The organism is Vibrio ishigakensis, assembly GCF_024347675.1.
Lineage (GTDB): Bacteria > Pseudomonadota > Gammaproteobacteria > Enterobacterales > Vibrionaceae > Vibrio > Vibrio ishigakensis.
Genome location: NZ_AP024882.1, coordinates 626093 through 643902, shown reverse-complemented (window position 1 = coordinate 643902; position 17810 = coordinate 626093). Strand labels below are relative to the sequence as shown.

At 48.0% G+C, this 17810-nt stretch carries 17 protein-coding genes; 7 read left to right on the top strand and 10 right to left on the bottom strand.

From position 1 onward, the window contains the following. Nucleotides 1-35 precede the first annotated feature (35 nt). The 4 genes from Pcarn_RS16770 to Pcarn_RS16755 all read left to right on the top strand — a co-directional run bounded on the left by Pcarn_RS16770 (nucleotide 36) and on the right by Pcarn_RS16755 (nucleotide 2925). Nucleotides 36-1346, top strand: coding sequence for an ABC1 kinase family protein (locus Pcarn_RS16770; protein ID WP_261837072.1), 1311 nt, complete (start codon nucleotides 36-38; stop codon nucleotides 1344-1346). A 65-nt stretch (nucleotides 1347-1411) separates the two neighbouring features. After that, entirely contained in the window at nucleotides 1412-1951 is a 540-nt protein-coding gene (locus tag Pcarn_RS16765; protein ID WP_261837071.1) for a dihydrofolate reductase family protein, read from the top strand. Nucleotides 1952-1977: 26 nt separating this feature from the next. Beyond that, complete coding sequence (locus Pcarn_RS16760; RefSeq protein ID WP_261837070.1) at nucleotides 1978-2310, top strand: DUF4156 domain-containing protein; 333 nt, start codon at nucleotides 1978-1980, stop codon at nucleotides 2308-2310. Between the two features lie 126 nt (nucleotides 2311-2436). Further along, nucleotides 2437-2925: a hypothetical protein gene (locus Pcarn_RS16755; protein WP_261837069.1), complete on the top strand. Its 489-nt coding sequence runs from the start codon at nucleotides 2437-2439 to the stop codon at nucleotides 2923-2925. 51 nt (nucleotides 2926-2976) lie between these two features. Here the strand turns inward: Pcarn_RS16755 and mngB are convergent, their stop codons facing one another. Then, a complete protein-coding gene (gene mngB / locus Pcarn_RS16750) occupies nucleotides 2977-5616 on the bottom strand; it encodes a mannosylglycerate hydrolase (protein ID WP_261837068.1) in 2640 nt (879 codons plus the stop codon). Between the two features lie 85 nt (nucleotides 5617-5701). Beyond that, a complete protein-coding gene (gene mngA, locus Pcarn_RS16745) occupies nucleotides 5702-7639 on the bottom strand; it encodes a PTS 2-O-a-mannosyl-D-glycerate transporter subunit IIABC (protein WP_261837067.1) in 1938 nt (645 codons plus the stop codon). A gap of 428 nt (nucleotides 7640-8067) precedes the next feature. Between mngA and Pcarn_RS16740 the strand changes: the two genes are divergently transcribed. Then, nucleotides 8068-8787 (top strand): GntR family transcriptional regulator, encoded by a 720-nt coding sequence (locus tag Pcarn_RS16740; RefSeq protein ID WP_261837066.1) that lies wholly within the window; start codon nucleotides 8068-8070, stop codon nucleotides 8785-8787. Nucleotides 8788-8830: 43 nt separating this feature from the next. Here the strand turns inward: Pcarn_RS16740 and Pcarn_RS16735 are convergent, their stop codons facing one another. Then, nucleotides 8831-9736 carry a LysR family transcriptional regulator gene (locus Pcarn_RS16735; RefSeq protein ID WP_261837065.1) on the bottom strand — a complete coding sequence of 302 codons (906 nt, stop codon included), beginning with the start codon at nucleotides 9734-9736 and terminating at the stop codon, nucleotides 8831-8833. Between the two features lie 120 nt (nucleotides 9737-9856). Here Pcarn_RS16735 and Pcarn_RS16730 point away from each other — a divergent pair, with 120 nt between their 5' ends. Continuing rightward, nucleotides 9857-10801, top strand: coding sequence for an NAD(P)H-dependent oxidoreductase (locus Pcarn_RS16730; protein ID WP_261837064.1), 945 nt, complete (start codon nucleotides 9857-9859; stop codon nucleotides 10799-10801). Nucleotides 10802-10843: 42 nt separating this feature from the next. On the opposite strand, the gene Pcarn_RS16725 is transcribed toward Pcarn_RS16730, so the two are convergent. The 5 genes from Pcarn_RS16725 to Pcarn_RS16705 are packed head-to-tail and all read right to left on the bottom strand — an operon-like array spanning nucleotide 10844 to nucleotide 15992. Then, nucleotides 10844-12697 carry a M3 family metallopeptidase gene (locus tag Pcarn_RS16725; protein ID WP_261837063.1) on the bottom strand — a complete coding sequence of 618 codons (1854 nt, stop codon included), beginning with the start codon at nucleotides 12695-12697 and terminating at the stop codon, nucleotides 10844-10846. Between the two features lie 49 nt (nucleotides 12698-12746). Then, nucleotides 12747-13643, bottom strand: coding sequence for a heme o synthase (gene cyoE, locus Pcarn_RS16720; protein ID WP_261837062.1), 897 nt, complete (start codon nucleotides 13641-13643; stop codon nucleotides 12747-12749). Further along, nucleotides 13640-14704 (bottom strand): COX15/CtaA family protein, encoded by a 1065-nt coding sequence (locus Pcarn_RS16715; RefSeq protein WP_261837061.1) that lies wholly within the window; start codon nucleotides 14702-14704, stop codon nucleotides 13640-13642. The genes cyoE and Pcarn_RS16715 overlap by 4 nt, the downstream gene beginning before the upstream one ends. A 6-nt stretch (nucleotides 14705-14710) precedes the next feature. Further along, entirely contained in the window at nucleotides 14711-15271 is a 561-nt protein-coding gene (locus Pcarn_RS16710; protein WP_261837060.1) for a hypothetical protein, read from the bottom strand. After that, complete coding sequence (locus Pcarn_RS16705; protein WP_261837059.1) at nucleotides 15261-15992, bottom strand: SURF1 family protein; 732 nt, start codon at nucleotides 15990-15992, stop codon at nucleotides 15261-15263. Before Pcarn_RS16705 ends, Pcarn_RS16710 begins: the two co-directional genes overlap by 11 nt. Here Pcarn_RS16705 and Pcarn_RS16700 point away from each other — a divergent pair. Beyond that, nucleotides 15991-16206, top strand: coding sequence for a DUF2909 domain-containing protein (locus Pcarn_RS16700; protein WP_261837058.1), 216 nt, complete (start codon nucleotides 15991-15993; stop codon nucleotides 16204-16206). The two genes, Pcarn_RS16705 and Pcarn_RS16700, sit on opposite strands and share 2 nt — an antisense overlap. A gap of 121 nt (nucleotides 16207-16327) precedes the next feature. On the opposite strand, the gene Pcarn_RS16695 is transcribed toward Pcarn_RS16700, so the two are convergent. Next, nucleotides 16328-17203, bottom strand: a complete 876-nt coding sequence (locus Pcarn_RS16695) for a cytochrome c oxidase subunit 3 (protein WP_261837057.1) — start codon at nucleotides 17201-17203, stop codon at nucleotides 16328-16330. Then, nucleotides 17200-17808 carry a cytochrome c oxidase assembly protein gene (locus Pcarn_RS16690; RefSeq protein WP_261837056.1) on the bottom strand — a complete coding sequence of 203 codons (609 nt, stop codon included), beginning with the start codon at nucleotides 17806-17808 and terminating at the stop codon, nucleotides 17200-17202. The genes Pcarn_RS16695 and Pcarn_RS16690 overlap by 4 nt, the downstream gene beginning before the upstream one ends. Nucleotides 17809-17810: the final 2 nt, after the last annotated feature.

Here is a 17810-nt window from a genome sequence, read left to right as displayed (position 1 = left end):
TATGATGCACAGGAAGTTAAGGAAAAGGTTCTGATATGGCAGTCGAAGAAAGTAAGGTTCCCACCCATCGCATTTCGCGCTTTGGCAAGATTGCATCCCTGGCCACACGGGTAGGGGGTGCTATGGTCACCGAGGGAGCTAAGCAACTGGCACAGGGTAAACGACCCAAGGCCAAAGACCTTTTATTGACGCCTGCCAATGCCAAGCGCATTGCCGACCAACTGGCCCACCTTCGCGGTGCAGCTATGAAGGTAGGCCAACTGCTCTCAATGGATGCAGGGGATCTTATCAGTCCTGAGCTCGCTCATATCCTCTCCCGCCTTCGCTCAGACGCAACGCCAATGCCAGCCAAGCAGCTTTCACAAGTGCTCACAGAACAGTTAGGCGACAACTGGCAACACAATTTCATCGAATTCAATTTTAGGCCCATAGCCAGCGCCTCTATCGGTCAGGTTCATCAGGCACATGCAGACGATGGTACCAAGCTTGCCGTCAAGGTTCAGTACCCCGGTATACGCAAGAGTATCGACAGTGACGTGGACAACGTAGGTACCCTGCTAAACCTAATCGGGCTTATCCCCAAGGGGGTGGACTACAAAGGCTTGCTTGATGAGGCCAAGAAACAGCTCCACGCTGAAGCAGACTATATATTGGAAGCAACTTGGATAACCCGCTATCAAGAACTGCTAAGTGGGAATCCTGACTTCGTTCTGCCGACCGTACATCTAGAATCATCCTCTGAGGGCGTACTCTCCATGACCCATGTAGAGGGACTTCCCATAGAAAGCCTTGATGGCGCCGACCAAGAAACTCGAGACCGCATCATGCACCTGCTGCTAGAGCTACTTTTTCGCGAGATATTCGAGTTCAAGCTAGTGCAAACCGACCCTAACTTCGCCAACTTCTTATACCAAGAAGATTCGCGCCGTGTGGTGCTGCTAGATTTCGGTGCAACGCGAGAGTATAGCGACCGCATCAGTGACGGCTATCGCCATGCCTTTAACGGTGTTTTACACAACGACGACCAGCGTCTCAATGATGCGCTAGAACAGATAGGATTCTTCAGCCAGCAGATAATGCCCGAGCAAAAACAAGCCATCTTCGAGCTAGTGAAACTCGCATGCGAGCCTCTCAAGCACCAAGGTAAGTATGACTTTGCCGAGAGTGGTCTTGCACAGCGGATCAGCGAAGCGGGTAATGTCCTTAGCATGGAGCAGGACTACTGGCACACTCCACCCGCCGATGCGCTGTTCTTGCATAGAAAGATCGGTGGACTCTATTTGCTTGCAGCACGCCTGAACGCTCGCGTTGATGTGAGTGCTATCTTTTCGGCCTATAGAGACTGATCCCTCTACCCCGCTTCCATTTTAAGGCTTACAATCTATATCTAACTGATTACGCGGGGAAAATCATGGCTAATATCGTCTACATCGCCACCAGCCTAGACGGCTACATTGCTGACAAGAACAATGACCTAGACTGGTTACACCAAGTGCCAAACCCTGATGGCTCTGACTTTGGCTTCGCGGAATTTATGGACTCCATCGATGCACTGGTAATGGGGCGAAACACCATGGAGAAGGTGCTCTCTTTTGGTATCGACTGGCCATACAACAAACCTGTATATGTGCTGAGTTCAAAGCTGACCCAAGCGCCAGAAGGTCTAGAAGATAAGATCTTTCCAGTCAAAGGAACCCCTGAAGAGATAACCGCTACGTTAAAAGAGAAGGGCCTGAACAACCTCTACATCGACGGCGGTAAAACCGTGCAAAGTTTTCTTCAAGAAGACCTTATCGACAAGCTTGTTATCACTACCATCCCTATCTTGTTAGGTGGCGGTATTCCACTGTTTTCGGACCTTGAGCAACCCTTGCAATTCAAGCTTGAGAAGAGCGAAACGCTGAATGACCTTTTAGTTAAAAATACCTTCACAAGATCCGACTATGCTTAGGATAAGCATCTAAATTAGGTTTAAGAATGAAGTACTTACTGGGCATCTTCGCCCTAGTGGCGTTAGCAGGTTGCACAACGCCTACCAAGCAATTAGAACCCACTGCCGCCAACGTGGCAGTGGAATCCTTCCCTATTCGAGCCAATGCCGATTGTGAATGGCTTGGTGAGGTCACAGGCTCCGAAGGCCATTGGTATAGCTATCTATTTTACCCTAACGATACTCTCGTTGAAGGCGCACTAAACGAGTTGAAAAACGAGGCCAGCGCCCTAGGTGCTGATACCGTGCTTACCATAGACAAGCGTTACTTCCAGACATCGGTGACCTTCTCTGGCAGTGCGTACAAATGCCTTAAATAGGACTGGATATTAGGTTTCTCTAGCATCCTTTTTTGAACACTCTCAAAATACAAATGATAATTATTTGCAATTGAAACCTAATTGCATTTAAATACTGTTTGCTGATTACAAAGGGAGCGTTCAAAAATGGAACTCAAACAGTGCTGGATTCAATACCAAAAGGCTGAAAAGCTAATGGAGCGAGGTCAACTTCCCGAAGCATTTAGCTTGTTTAAGTTAGTGTTAGACAACCTTCCAACTCATGTTCACAACGCAGTTGAAAGTACCAGTACTAGGCCGTGCCAGTTTGTTTGCTTACTTGGCGGTATAACCGATGCGGCTATTGCTCAATCCAAGATCCTTGAAAGCCTAGGCAGACAACAACAAGCGTTCGATACCCTAAATCAGAACTACGCTTTAATGCAGTTCCTTTCTTTAGAACAGTCGGATCTGGTGACTGCCACCATGCAGGTTATCGAGAGTAATGGAGAGACCTTGCTCAAACATATGGAAGCCTTTTGTGGCCAGCAACGCTGCTCTAAATGGATGTTAGAGTTTAACGAGATCCAACGAGCCCACTACCACTTTAGCAGTTTGAAACCATCAAGCTATTGGACTCCTTCAGCTCGCCATTAAACGTAATAAAGCCGACACTAGGTCGGCTTTCACTATTCTATATAGTCAGTCTTAAAACTTAACTTGGAACGACTTCGCCTGACATGGCTTCAGCGTACCAAAGCTTTGCATCTCTGCATCTGTCTCAAGTAGCGACTCGTTTAGGTCTACTTCTCGCCAGCTTGCCACTTGCGAGGTGAACTCTACCTTGTCTTCTACCTCTGTACCCTCTGCAGGGTTGTAAACACGAAGCACTAGCGCATCGGCATTCTCAGCTTTTTTCAGCACACTTAGCACTGCGCCAGATTTTGGTTTGTTCAGTAGGCTGAACTCTAGCGGTAGGTTCTGCTCGCCCACGTTCAACTTCATCGCGTTGTATGGGATCTTGTTGTAGCACTGAATTGGAGTCACGTTCTCACGCGCTTCTGCCATCACGTTAGCTTCAACGTGTGTGCCTTCAAATCCAAACAGGCTAAAGCTACAGCTAAGCTTACCGCGGGTCTGTGAATCTGGGGTTGGGATCTTGATACCCGATGGACGACCCGGACGAAGCAGCAGGTTCTCTTTACCAAGCACACCCACCCCACGGAACAGGGTCAGAGCAAAGGTGTCACGTTTGCCAGCATTTGCCGATTCAATTACTTCAAACTCACGCAGACCACCAGACATGACCGCCATGCCAGCACCGCTTTCTTCAAGAGAGGCAAAGTTCATCATCTGATACACAGGCACTGGCGCTTCTTTCCAACCCTCTTGCTCCCACACTTCCATGGCGGCATCTTGAGTAGTGCGAGTGATAAGACCAAACTGGTTGTCCGCCACTACTGTGTCGGTAGTGAATGGGGTTGGGATAAGCACGCGTAGACGATGGTCATTAGCTTGGTTATCCAGTTCCATGTTCACCTCGATGCGACGAGAGCCCTGCTTCAGCACAACCTGACAAACCACATCTACATAGCCATCTTGGTTACTGCGGTTTTCACGAGCCTCAAGGTCAGTTGGCACCTGCATGCGCAGTTTGATATCAGCAACAGACTGGAATCCTTGCTGAGTCACCTTGGTATCAACCTTGAACTCATCCGAATAGATCAGCCACTCTTTGCGAGACGGTGAGTAGTCGTACTCATCACCATCATCTGAGCCGTTCTCTAGGCGCAGTACCTGTTCAAAGGTCTTTTGGGTGGCCTTATCTAAAAGCGTAAGCGTTCCGTTTTCGTTAACAGTAATGTGGTAGAACTCGTTCTCAAGAGCATTACTTTGTGACGCAACTGCTTTCAGTGAACCAGACTTGTTACCCTCAATATGAAGGGTGGTGAAGCCCATCGCCGGTACGGTGCGGGTAAACTGAATATCGAATTCCATGAATGGGTCGTAGTTACCGTAGTGAACGATCTGACGGTCTACCTTACCTGGGTCAATTTCACGAGAATCGGTAATAAAGTACTCAACCTCGTTGCCTTGGTCATCAAACAGACTGAACTCTTGAGCACGGATAGTGATGGTAGTGTTTACCACCTCTTCGCGCTCATACGGCAGTAGGTTAAACAATGCCAGCTTGTCACAGCCCTCACGCTCAAGCATGTGGTCAACAATCTTACGCTTGTAGAATTTAATAAGGTTAGTAGCCATATCATCAGCAAGGATGTAACGCGCTAGGATCTCAGCGTGCACCTTGTCGCTACAGCAACATCCGATAGAATCATGAGCATGGTTCTTCATGCTCTCTTTCCACATCTTCTCAATAAGGCCGTGATGATACTCAAAGCCAAGGGTCCAAGCGATAGACGCCAATGGCTCAAGGATATTTACGATCTTGTTCTCTACCTCAGCGTGGATAAGCTTGATATCCATACGAGTAGAAGAAATGGTGCGGTGAACACGCATGTATTTGCCGTCGTTAAACTCACCCTTAACCGTATCAAGCTGATCACGAACCGCTTCAATGCGCTCGAACACCTCTTCAAAGCGACTCATCTTGAACTCGCGCTGAGGGTAGATCTCGCGAAGTTTGTCCATCACCTCGAAGATATCCTTCTGGATAGGCATCTGGTCATGGCCGTTTGGCAGCAGGATATCCTTAGTGACTGACGGCTTCTCAAGTACAGGGAAATACTTGTCTAGACGGTCACGCAGACCCTGCTCATCTTGAGGCAGATACTTACCGATAGCATAACCCAGAGGCAATACTTGAGCCGTTACTTCACTACCATCATTGGATTGCCAAACGAACTCAGTCTTATTGGTACCGTGACGCTCAGAGCAACCACGCCAGAACATAGCACGGTCGATACCGAAGCCTTTGTAGATCATCGGTAACTGCGAGCTCATTGAGAATGAATCTGGCAGATAACCTATCTTCATTGGCTGACCAAACTCTAAGCAGTCCTTCATTCCATACAGCATGTTACGCACGATAGACTCACCCGAAACCTGCATAGTATCGGTTTGGCTATACCATGGTCCGATAATCAACTTGCCCGCCTCAACTAGAGCTTTCACACGCTGTTTGTTCTCAGGCTTAATAGCGAAGTAGTCTTCCAGAACTGCAGTCTGGCCATCGAGCACATAGTATTTGTACTCAGGGTCCGACTCTAGGCGGTTCGTGATCTCTTCCATGTTGTTGACCAGAAGAATACGAGACTCTTCAGTCGTAAAATACCATTCACGATCCCAGTGCATGTGTGGAGTAATGTGGACGCGAGATGTAGTCATAATCTTGTACCTGTGCGAAACATCGCTAATGTTTGGAATGGCTCGGGTTGCTTGAACCCGAGCATCTTTGATTGTTGCTAAGTGATTAGTTTTGAGTCGCTACTTGAGCGTCAAACTTGCCCTTTTTCACAGCGTGTGCACGCCACGAAACCAGAAGCAGTGTAGAGATAATGGTGCCGATAATAGCGGCGCCGAACCAGATGCCAGCGGCCATGAATGAACCTAGGCCTGCATCGTGCAGTAGGAAGATGGAGAAGATACCAGCACCCGGAGTTGAAAGGCCGATACCCGCAGCGCCAATCATAGCGCCAGTCATGATAGAGCCCACAAGGAAAGAGCCAATTACGCGTATAGGGTCTTCAATCGCCATTGGGATAGCACCCTCGGTGATACCCGCTAGGCCAAGTAGCCAAGTGGATTTACCTGTCTCAATCTCAAAGTCTTTGAACAAGCGTGGAGCCAGCATGGTCGATGCGGTCACTGTAAATGCCGATACCATTTTAACGCTACCGAAGATGGCATAAGGACCATACACACCGTTCGCCATAGCACCCAGACAGAAGGCATACGCAGCCTTGTTTACTGGACCACCAAGGTCGAAAGATACGAAGCAACCAATAACCGCGCCAAGAAGCAGTGCGTTGGTACCAGATATGCCGTTCAGCCAGTCGGTTAGACCTTGGTTTAGCCAAGCTACTGGCTTACCAATTACGAACAGCATCAAGCTACCCGCAACTAAGGTGCCGATGACTGGATAGAGGTAGAAGGTCAAAAATCCATTGAACGCAGGGCTTAAACGCACGTTCTCTTTCACCCAGCGCATCACGTAGCCGGCGATCAAACCGCCTACTACACCGCCAAGGAAGCCAGAACCGATAAGGTTAGCAGCGATACCTGCGGCAAAGCCTGGACCAAGGGCCGGTTTATCCGCCAGTGAGTATGCAGTGTAAGCGGCAAGTACTGGCACCATCAGCGTACCCAGTAGGCCACCACCGAGCTTGCGATACATCCATAGCCAAGAGCCATCGGTTGCATACAAATCTTGCAGATCAAAGATTTGAGCAATCAGAACCGCAACAGCCAATACTGTACCACCAGCAACAATAAGGGGAACCGCATAAGAGATACCAGAAAGCAGTGCTTGCTTAAGCTCGGTCTTTAGCGGCAGTTTCTTTGGCCTGTCGTCTGTTGCTATTGCACGCTCTTCACCAGAGCCAGATTTCGATGCCTCAATCGCATCATTTAGGATGCGCTCAGCGTGGCGAATAGGCTCAGCTACTGGAGTCTCAACTCGCGGAATACCTTGGAAACGCTCGACTTCTTTAATAGCAACTTCGGCTGCAAATACTGCAGCGGTTGCCTTATTAAGTTGCTCAGCAGTCAATCGGCCTTCGATGCCGTTTGCACCCTGCTTCTCAACTACCACGTTGTAGCCTAGCTTTTTACCCGCTTTTTCAAGGTACTCCGCTGCCATATAGGTATGTGCAATGCCTGCCGGACAGGCAGTGACACATACGATAGTCGGAGCATTCTCATCAGCAGGGGAGTCTGATGAGGTCGACTTTGGTTCTTCATCGCCCAAAAGCGCCAAAACCTGTTCAGCAGTTGTTGCGTTAAGCACGACTTCGCGAACTTCATCGTCAACGAGAGTGGTGGTCAACTCGGTTAGCAGATGCATGTGGGTAGAACCCGCTTCTGCGTTAGGAATTGCGATCAAGAAGATAAGGTTAACGTCTTCATCTTCGTCGATGCCTTGCCATTTAAGGTCTTGCTTTAGTGTTGCAACAGCAAAGGCAGCTTCTTTTACTGCATCGGTTTTACCGTGCGGTACCGCTAGGCCTTCACCTAGAGCCGTAGGCCCTTCTTGTTCACGCTTAAATACAGCGTCTAAATATTGTTGTTTGTCATGCAACTTGCCTTGTTTATCTAGTTGGTCTGCAAGTGCATGTATTGCCGCATCACGACTTTCAAAAGTCGTTTGTAGGTTTATTAGCGATGCGTTGGTAAGAGTTGTTAATTTCATAACCTGTCGTCCCGTTAGTCACGTTCTATGAGGAGGTAGCTACTCAACGACTCAAATAATACCTATTTAATACAAATAAACTGTGACAACGATCTCGCATATTGATCTTTTTGTATTAAATTTGTATTTAAAGTTACTTTAAAAAGTCCTATACAAACTCTTGTCCAAGTAAATAAAAGTCGTATCATAGCCATCAGTGACTAGTCACAAGCCTTACTTGAGAGCACTAATTTGTCTCAAGCAATGCATAATTCCGGTCAATATGCTGGATATTTATTAATCAGCAAGCGGTGACATTCAGGTTTGTGATATGAACACCCAAGTATTTCAAAATGTAACTTCGATGGCTTTTTGAGGTTGCAAGGGTGTAATAAGAATAAAGATCGGCCCGTAACAAAGCGGGACATTAGAAGTTAGTTGGAGTATTCATGGCCAGATTGCCCATGTATCGCAAGATCGCTGATGAAATCAGAGAGAAGATCAGCAGTGGTGAGTATAAGGTAGGGGAAGCCTTGCCTACTGAGGCGCAGCTGCGCGAAGAGTTTTCTGTAAGCCGCGTAACCGTTCGTCAGGCACTTAAGCTATTGATTGAAAATGATGAGCTGGAAAGCGTTCAAGGCAGTGGCACCTATGTGAAAGAGAACAAGGTGAACTACGACATCTATCAACAATCGAGCTTTGATGAAAAGTGGGCACACTTGGATGTAAAAACCCACAGCGATGTGATTGCGTTTGAGATCTCGACGGCCTCTATTACCATGGCGGAGCACCTCGACATAAGTGAGGGCGATAAGATCTTCTACGTGAAACGCGTGCGTTACCTAGACGATAACCCGATTACCGTAGAAGAGACCTGGCTACCACTGGCTCTGTTTCCTGATCTCTCATACCAGACGATGCAAGGCTCTAAGTACCATTTCATAGAGTCTGAGAAGGGTATGGTCATAGATAGAAGTGAGCAAGAGATCATTCCGGTGCACCCACCTCAGGATATCGCCGAGCTTCTAGGTATCGATGAAACCCAGCCTATCATAGAGAAACGTACCCGAGGTTATCTGCACGACGATACGGTTTTTGAGTACAGCAGAAACTTCTTTAAATCAACAGACTACAAATTTACCTTGGTCGCAAAAAGACATAAGAGCTAGATTTGTATCTATTTTGTATTATCAGTCATTGCTAGTTGTATCCCTAGCGTGACTGGTTAATTTTCTCTACCAAGAAGTCGATAAGTACCCTCACCCTCTTCACCTTTTGACTGTTCTGCACAAAATAGACATATAAACCCGGATAGATGGCCCACTGCTGTTGCAAGATGGGAACAAGCTCGCCACTCTCAAGATGCTTTTCAACGCAAGGCAAAACAATACTGCCAATGCCCATACCATTTAGTGCAGCATCCACCTCAAGCTCAATATCATTCACCACGATGGCCGTCGGCATTTCCAGCTTGCGTCTTTCCTCTTTATCCATCACCTCCAAATAGGCAAACTGGTTCGAGGTGATGTATCGGTACTGGATATAGGGGTGCGCCTTTAGCTCATCAATGGTTTGTGGCGTGCCATGCTTAGCAAGGTAATCAGGTGAAGCAAATATAGCTCCAGGCATGGGCTCTGTGAGCTTTCTCGCTACCATGCCCTGCTCGATACGATCGCCGAATCTAATCCCGAGATCAAAGCCCTGCTTTACGATATCCACCGCCGCATCCGACACAGAGATCTCAAGCTGTATCTGTGGGTAGCGAGCACAGAACTCGGGGTAGATATCCTTAAGATAGGTTTGATAGACGAAACGTGGCAAGGTGATGCGCACTAACCCTGATGGCACCTCACTGAGCTCATTCACACTCTCCAACGCGCTAGAAAGTGAGGAGAGTGCTTCTTTGGTTCGGTCATACAGCAGATGCCCTGCTTCTGTCAGTTCCATACGACGGGTAGAGCGGTTAAACAAAGTGAGACCAATATTTGACTCCAACAGCTTCAGCGCTTGGCTCACAGACGGCGGAGCCATCTCTAGACTGCGCGCGGCTCCTCGGATACTCCCCTGCTCCACTATGCTGTGAAACACCATCAGCTGATTATATGTTGTACCTTTCATATCAAACTTTATTGTTAGCTTTAGCCTAATTAAATAATAGTAAAGTGTGCCCTACTAACACAATAGGTGGCTCGCTAGAATACTCACAAATCGAGCATTAACCCATTTTGGAGCAAAGCAATGAGCAAGGTTGTAGTAATTTCTGGTCACCCAAATCTGGACGAATCTTTCACTAACAAGGTGATCCTAGACAAGGTTCAACAAGACGTATCAGACATCCAGGTTCGCCGCTTGGACAGCCTATACCCAGATTACAAAATCGATGTGGAAGCAGAGCAGCAAGCACTGCTTGAAGCGGATGTGATTGTTCTGCAATTCCCATTCTATTGGTATTCGGTTCCAGCACTGCTGAAGAAGTGGGTAGACGATGTGTTCTCGTACAACTTTGCCTACGGCTCAAGAGGCGACAAACTTAAGGGCAAAGACTTCTTATTGTCTGTGACTATCGGCGGTCCTGAAGAGTCTTATGACCCATTAGGATACAACCATTTCACCATTGAGCAGCTGTTGATGCCTCTTCAACAAACCGCTTATCTAGCGGGCATGAACTACCGTAAACCAATCTACACCCATGGCATGGTATTCATCCCTGGCGTCTACAACACTCAAGAAGGGGTTGAGGTGAAAGCGATGCAGCATGGCGCTGAGCTTGCCGAGAACATCAATGAGCTGCTTGGCTCAACTGAAAATCGCGTGAAGAAACTGGTTAAAGAGTGGTTTGCCGAGTTTGATGTGCTTCCAGAAAGCAATGACTACTTCCTAGAGTCTCTATCTGAAGAGATCCGATGGACTTCACCTGAGGGTGAGTTCAGGGGACATGCTGGCTTTAACGATTGGTACACAACAGTGCGCGGCATCTTTAAGCCAAACTGCGAACATATTGTGGAGAACGTCGAGGTATCTGAGCAAGATGGCGCAATTACAGCCGAGCTTCGCATTCGATTGATTGCGGATACCTATCAAGGCGAATCTATCAACCTACTGGTCAATGAGAAATGGAACCTAGTAGAGCACGATGGCAAGCTGATCATCACGAAATATCTTGTTGAGCCAGTGCAAGGCTAATGCAATAAAAGAACACCCCGCTATAAAGCGGGGTGTTCTCAATTAACTAGCGTAGGTTTTGGCTATATAGGCCTCAAACTGATCACACATCTGAGTATCCGACTCTGTGTTACTCGCCAGCTCTGCATCACCATCAACCACTCTGATACTAGCATTCAAAGAGGCAATCTCTGCCCTTTTGCGAGTGGCTAGAGAGTCGATCTTCTGCTGCTCTTCACGCCATGTTTCTTCTACGGTGCGATTACAGTCATCAGCAAGATACTTGGCATTAAAGCCCTCTCCGGTCAGTGCCAAGATAGTCTCATTGTGAGACTGACTATTACCCGGCTTCCAATAGTGCTCAGCAAGTAGCGGACCTATCTCTGGGTTATCTGTGAGGTAACCAAACTTCTCAATAAAGTATGCGCGAGTTTGGTATACCGCCATATGCGCTAGAAGGTAGCCTTGGTATGCACAGGCAGCCTCATCTGATAGCAGATGTGGAATTGCGATTAGCGGCCTCGGACTGCACTCTAAACCAAGGATATCTTGCTCACACTCACGAGCCAGATTAGTGATACGTTCAGGCGTCAACTCGTCCTCAGCAAGCTCATACAAGGCACGCTCGAAGTATGGCACCACCAAGATACTGCGCTCTTGATACGCTTTGAATGGCTGACGACTCTCTATCATGGATTTGATAACCGAGTCAGGCACACTCTCGCCTGCCTCATTGGTGGCGTATTGCTTAAGCCAATCGGCGTCATTTAACAATGAGTCGCAGAACATAGACTGGGTTTCTGCGTACGCCATTGAGGTAGGCGCAAACTCTTGCGAGAAGCACGGAGCATTCATTTTCACGTTAGCAAAATGGGCCGCATGGCCGCCCTCATGAAACAGGGTATTAATGCCGTCGAAGCCACTGCCTACTTGGTCTGGCTTTGCGTTACTGGTGAAGTTAACCTGAGCCGCTACCCAATCGCCATTGTCATAGAACGACGGAATAGGTCCATGGCAGAAGCCATTCGGATACTTACCTTTGCGATCCAACAGATCTAGGCATAGCTCAGCCTTTGAATAATCGATATTAAGACGACCGAACGACTCCACCCATCGACGCAAAGACTTAGAGAAAGGCACATAAGGGTCTAGGTCTCTCATAACATCGCCGGAGAATGAGAAGTTGAAGTTATACCCTGTTAAAGCCTGCTCTCCTTTGTCACTCGCCAGTTGTTTTAAGCTACGCTCATTGGCCTCGCGCGTGCGCTGTTCAAAATCATCAAGAATGGTGAATAGCTCTTCTGTGGTCATGTGCTCGGTCTTTTCTACCGAGTAATCGAAGAAAGAGCCATACCCTAGTGATTGAGCAAACTTGTTACGCAGTTTAACCAACTCAATAAAACCGTTTTGCAATAGCCATTGCTCTAAATCAAGCAAGGCTTTATGAGCGGACTGACGTACATCAGCGTTTTCATTGGTGCGGATTATCGAAGCCAATACAGGTAGAGAGGCATCTACTGAATTACCGTTCTCATCTACGTAGCTAAGTTGATGAGCCTGTTTCTTCTCAAAAAGCTCCGCCTCAAACTCGATCAACTCTTTCTTTAGAGCCTGAGACTGTTCGCCTTGAATGGCGTGTGCCTTGAAAGTATTCAGCCAACCAGTCAAGCCTTGCAGGGTTTGCTGTTTTTCTGTGGCATCAGAGATAGATTTTGCCAACTCTATCTGAGCTTCCACCTCAGAGATCTGGTTGGCATCGCTTAGAAACTGAGTCCAATTTGTTTGAGCCGCTGTAGAGCCTTTATGGTCATCACTGGTGCCCATATAAGTGCTCCAGAACAGGTCTTCTTTACTGCGGTGGATTGCTAGATAGTCTTGATTCAGTTGGTTGAGAAATTGTGTAGGGGTTCGTTCCATTTTCTATTTATGCCTTTTATATCCGTTACTTAATCTACGGTAGCAGAAATTAGATATAGTGATCCACCAGCAAGAAAACGAATAACAACATCAGGTGATAAATGGAAAACTTAAATGTCTCCATCGCCTGTTTCTCATCACTGCGATACTTCAGCTTCCACGCATGATAGATAAAGCCAGCGCTGAGAACGGTTGAACCAATCATATAGATATAACCACTCATACCCACCAAGATGGGCATGGCGCACACAAGGGCCAGGAGCACGGTGTAGAGCAGAACACTGGTCTTGGTGTATTCCACACCATGAGTCACGGGCAGCATAGGCACATCTGCTTTTGCGTAGTCGTCTTTCCTATGGATAGCGAGCGCCCAAAAGTGTGGAGGCGTCCAGACAAAAATGATCATCACCAACAGCCACGCATTGGCATGCAGTTCTCCTGTCACTGCTGTCCAACCTAGCAGTGGTGGCATAGCACCAGCGATTCCGGCAATCACGATATTCTGTGGTGTTGCCCTTTTCAGATACAAGGTATAAACCACCGCATATCCAAGTAGGCTGGCAAAGGTAAGCACTGCAGTGAGAGCATTTACTCCAAGCCAAAGCACCGCAAATCCAATTGCGCCTATGCTAGTCGCGAACACGAATACCTTGTTTGAGGAAAGCTCACCAGAAGGTAGCGGGCGCTTGTAGGTGCGCGCCATGATGGCATCGATACGTTGATCAATAAGGTGGTTGTAGGCCGCCGCAGAACCTGCCATCAAGGCAATGCCAAACAAACCAAGCAGAGAGGCTTTCAACGGTAAAGCGCCCGGCACTGCAAGGCACATTCCCACCACAGCCGTTAACAACATTAAGGCAACCACTTTCGGTTTAGTCAGTTCATAGTAACTGCGCCAATTACTGCGCGCTTTTATCGATTCGGTGGAGGCTGAATATTGACTCATAGCGACAGTTCCTTATCTGATGAGACTTGTGATGAGAGAGGATCCGTTGTGACTCGAGACCAGAGAGCGTGATTGGTGGCTACCAAGGTGACCAGTAGCAAGGCCGCACCTAGGTTATGCATGACGGCATTAATTAGGGGAAGGTGGAAGATTACGTTGGCGATACCCAGCCATACCTGTATGGCTAAACCCACGCCGATAACTTTAGCGAAGCTCTTCAGCATCTGAGATTCACTGCGGATCAACTGCACTATCAAGAACAATAAACAGATGGTGGTGATCATGGCACCGATGCGATGGGAGACATGTATGGTCATGCGAGCCCCGTAATCCAATACCCCAAACTCATAGTTATCATGACCTAGCTGAATGAAGGCAAAAGCATTGGCAAAGTCTAGATGTGTGGCCCACTCGCCTTGGCAAATAGGTAGGGAAGTACACATCAAGGCGGCATAGTTGGAAGAAGTCCATCCGCCGAGCAAGATCTGTAATACCAAGACCACAGTTGCGACGGCCGCAAAGCTTCTAAGATTAAACAGAGGCCTCATAGGTAGGAGTTTCGGTTCGGCATTGGCAAACCTGAGTCTGCAGAAAGTGAGTGCTAACAAGCAGAAGAGTGTAAAGCCCCCGAGGAGGTGTAGCATGACGATAACCGGCATAAGCTTGAGGGTGACCGTCCACATACCCAGAGCGGCTTGTGCCACGATAAGTACGCTCATCCCAATCCCAAGATTGCGCATGCTAGGTTGATGTTTACTAAGAAGATATGCCAGCGCAAACACCACCAAACCAAGGGTGCCGGCAAAATATCTGTGAATCATCTCTAGCCAAGCTTTATAGGCTTCCACAGGTCTTTCCGGAAAGGCTTGCTCAGCAGCCATCACGTCTTGGCTTTTCATTGGGACTGAAAGTTGCCCATAGCATCCCGGCCAATCTGGACAACCCAAACCTGCATCAGCAAGCCTAGTGTAGGCACCTAGTCCAATCACCACAAAGGTGAGAGCAAGGGCGCCCAATGTGATTTTCTGTAGTCTTTGCTGTGGTGCTGTGCTTCCTTGCATCTATCCTTACCCCACTCGTGATAGCTTGAGTATCTTCCTAACATCTGAGATGAGCCCCTTGCTTTGGCTCACCGCTTGCTCTGAGTCCACTTCTGGGTAGCGGATAACCCACTGACCGAGAGGATCCACCAGCAAATAATCTTGGTCTGCGATTGGTAGCTCTTGCTCTGGTAGCACAAGGACCTTGTGCTCAATATCAAGCGCCTCTACCCATTTGGCATCTGATGAAGTGGACACATACAGCGCCACTTCTACACGCTCAGAATAAGCGCCCAGTGCGATTTTGCTTTGGTTGAGCAGATACCAGCGCTCTTCGCACACCGAGTCACACACCTCAGGGACGATAAATACCAGCTGCCAAGACTCAGGAATAGGATTTGAAAGCCCCACTTGTTCGAAGGTGAACCTTGGCTCTATGAGAGTACCCTTGTTGGTGGCCCCACCCTCATACCAGTTCATATAGAGAATAACTTTGGCGGCAATAACAGGGATAACGAACAGGGCAAGGATGGCGAGTAGTTTGATTCGTCCATTGCGCTGTTTCTCTTTTGCCAAACTAGCTTGCATGTAGTTTCCTTCTTACAACAATGAGTACCACCAGCAGGGCATAGACACCCGCCATAGAGAACCACTGAAAGGCATACCCGAAATGCTTTTCTGAGGTCATTGGATAAGGCTTCCAGATAAGGGGGAGTGACGACTCACTAATCTCTGGTTGTAGTGCAAATGGTAGGATTGGCAGGTCAAGATAAGCACTCAATTGCGTCATGTTAAGGTTCTGGATTCTTAAACCACCATCGAGCATCTCAGGTAGCAGATCCGAACTAAGCGGATTGTGACTTTTTTCGAATACCCTTCCAGTGACTTCCTGCGTGTCTAACACTGTTTCAACCTTGGGCACGCTTTCTCTGGAGCTTTCTCCTTTGATAAAACCTAGCTCCACCAACAAGCCTTGGGGCTCTCCATCAACCACTACTTTCATTACCTGAAACACTCGATATCCAACCTGAGATTCATGGGTCACGTTGTCCCAATAAATGAGGGGGCTCGAGGTTGTCCCCACCTTAGCTTTAAGTGGGTATCCAGTTAATACCTCTTTGCCAACCTTACTCTCAATCTGCTCCAAAGAGAGGGGAGCCATCGAATCTCTTGCACTTAGATCTTCCTCAAAGCCTAGCTTTTCTTCACCACGGGAGAGTTGCCAAAATCCAAGTTTGACGAGCAGAACAAACACTCCCACAGTTAATAGGGTCACGGTCACTCGCACCATCAACGCAGGGGCACTCATGTCACCATTCATCTTTAAGTTAATCATCATTGGACTACTGCTCTTTATCCTAGTGAATCTCGCTAAGGCTCTGTTCATCATGGTGAAAGAAGACGGGTCGAAACCCATGACTCGCTATCTAGGCAGACGTGTTTTGCTCTCTGCGTCTGTTATCTTGTTTCTAATACTTGCCCTTAAACTTGGGTGGGTGACTCCTAATCCTCGTCCTTATTGATGTTTCTTAGATGGGTATTCCGCGAGCTAAAAGGACGCCGTGAATATATCCCTATAGGCTTGACACTCGCTTCCATGCGAGTGACACCTTTTATCTCACTGAACACCCACTCCACATAGCTTTAAATCACGTACACAAACACAAACAAACACAACCAGACCACGTCTACAAAGTGCCAATACCAACTGCCCGCTTGGAAGGCAAAATGGTCTTTTGGCGTAAAGTGGTCTTTCGCAATCCTGAACAGCAACACCACCAGCACGGTTGTTCCGAGGAATACATGCAAACCATGGAAACCAGTGAGCAAGAAGAAAGTGTTACCGTAAATGCCCGATTGCAGGGTCAGTCCCATATCCTGATAGGCATGGATGTATTCCACGCCTTGGTAGTAAAGGAAGAAGGCGGCTAACACTATGGTGATCTCGAGCCACACAATCAGCGCCATACGCTTGTTTTGCTCTAGGCTGACGTGTGCCATATGCAGAGTAACGGATGAGATAAGCAGGATAATGGTGTTTTTAAGTGGCAGACCTTCCCAGCCCATGGCTTGGGTAGTGGTTCCATCAGGGGTGGTGGTCAGTGGCCAGAATGCCTCAAAGGTCGGCCACAACACCTCGTGGGTCATGGCGTTATTATCGGCACCACCTAGCCAAGGTACGGAGAACATACGCGCATAGAAGAGTGCGCCGAAGAAGGCACCGAAGAACATCACCTCGGAGAAGATAAACCAACTCATGCCCTGTCTGAATGAGCGTGCTATCTGGTCTGTGTAATAACCTGCCAAAGACTCCTGCACCACGTTGGTAAACCAGCCCGCTAGCATCACCAACAAAATGACCATGCCAATCGCCAGCACCCAAGGGCCAAGGATCCCACCAGTATCCTTAGTCTGTACAGTTAGGCCTGCGCCAACAGCAATGAAGAACAGAGCGATAGCACCGACCAAGGGCCAGTGACTCTGAGCAGGTACGTAGTAAGCCTGATGCTTATTACTCATAAGGTGTCTCCTAGTGTGTCATCCGCATTGACAGAGGGCTTCACAATCTCATTGGAAATCGACGCCGTAGAAGCAAGCTCAGGGGAAATATCGTAAAGGGTGTAGGAAAGAGTCAAAGTGTGGATTGACTCTGGAAGGTCATGCTCCACGTAAAATATCAAAGGTAGCTCAGCTTTCTCTCGTCCTTCTAAAGGCTGATGATTAAAGCAGAAGCATTCAATCTTATTGAAGTGTGTCGCACCTAAACCTGGGGACACAGATGGTACTGCCTGCGCCACCATAGAATTACCGGATTTGTTAGTCGCGAAGTAGGCCGTGCGAATCACCTGCCCAGGGTGAACCTTCATCACTCGCTTTTCAGGTTCGAATGAAAGAGGTAAGCCCTTAGAGATATGCGAGATAAACTCGACTTTAATGGTGCGACTGGTGTCCACCTGCATGGTCTCAGGCGCGACAGCAGCCTCTGTTGAGGTCTTGCCATTGATACCTAGCTGTTCGCATAGGATGTCGTACAAAGGGACCAAGGCAAATCCAAAGCCAAACATAGCCAGAGTAGCGCCACATAGCACTAGGGTTAACTTCTTGTTCGACATGGATTTAGCCATAA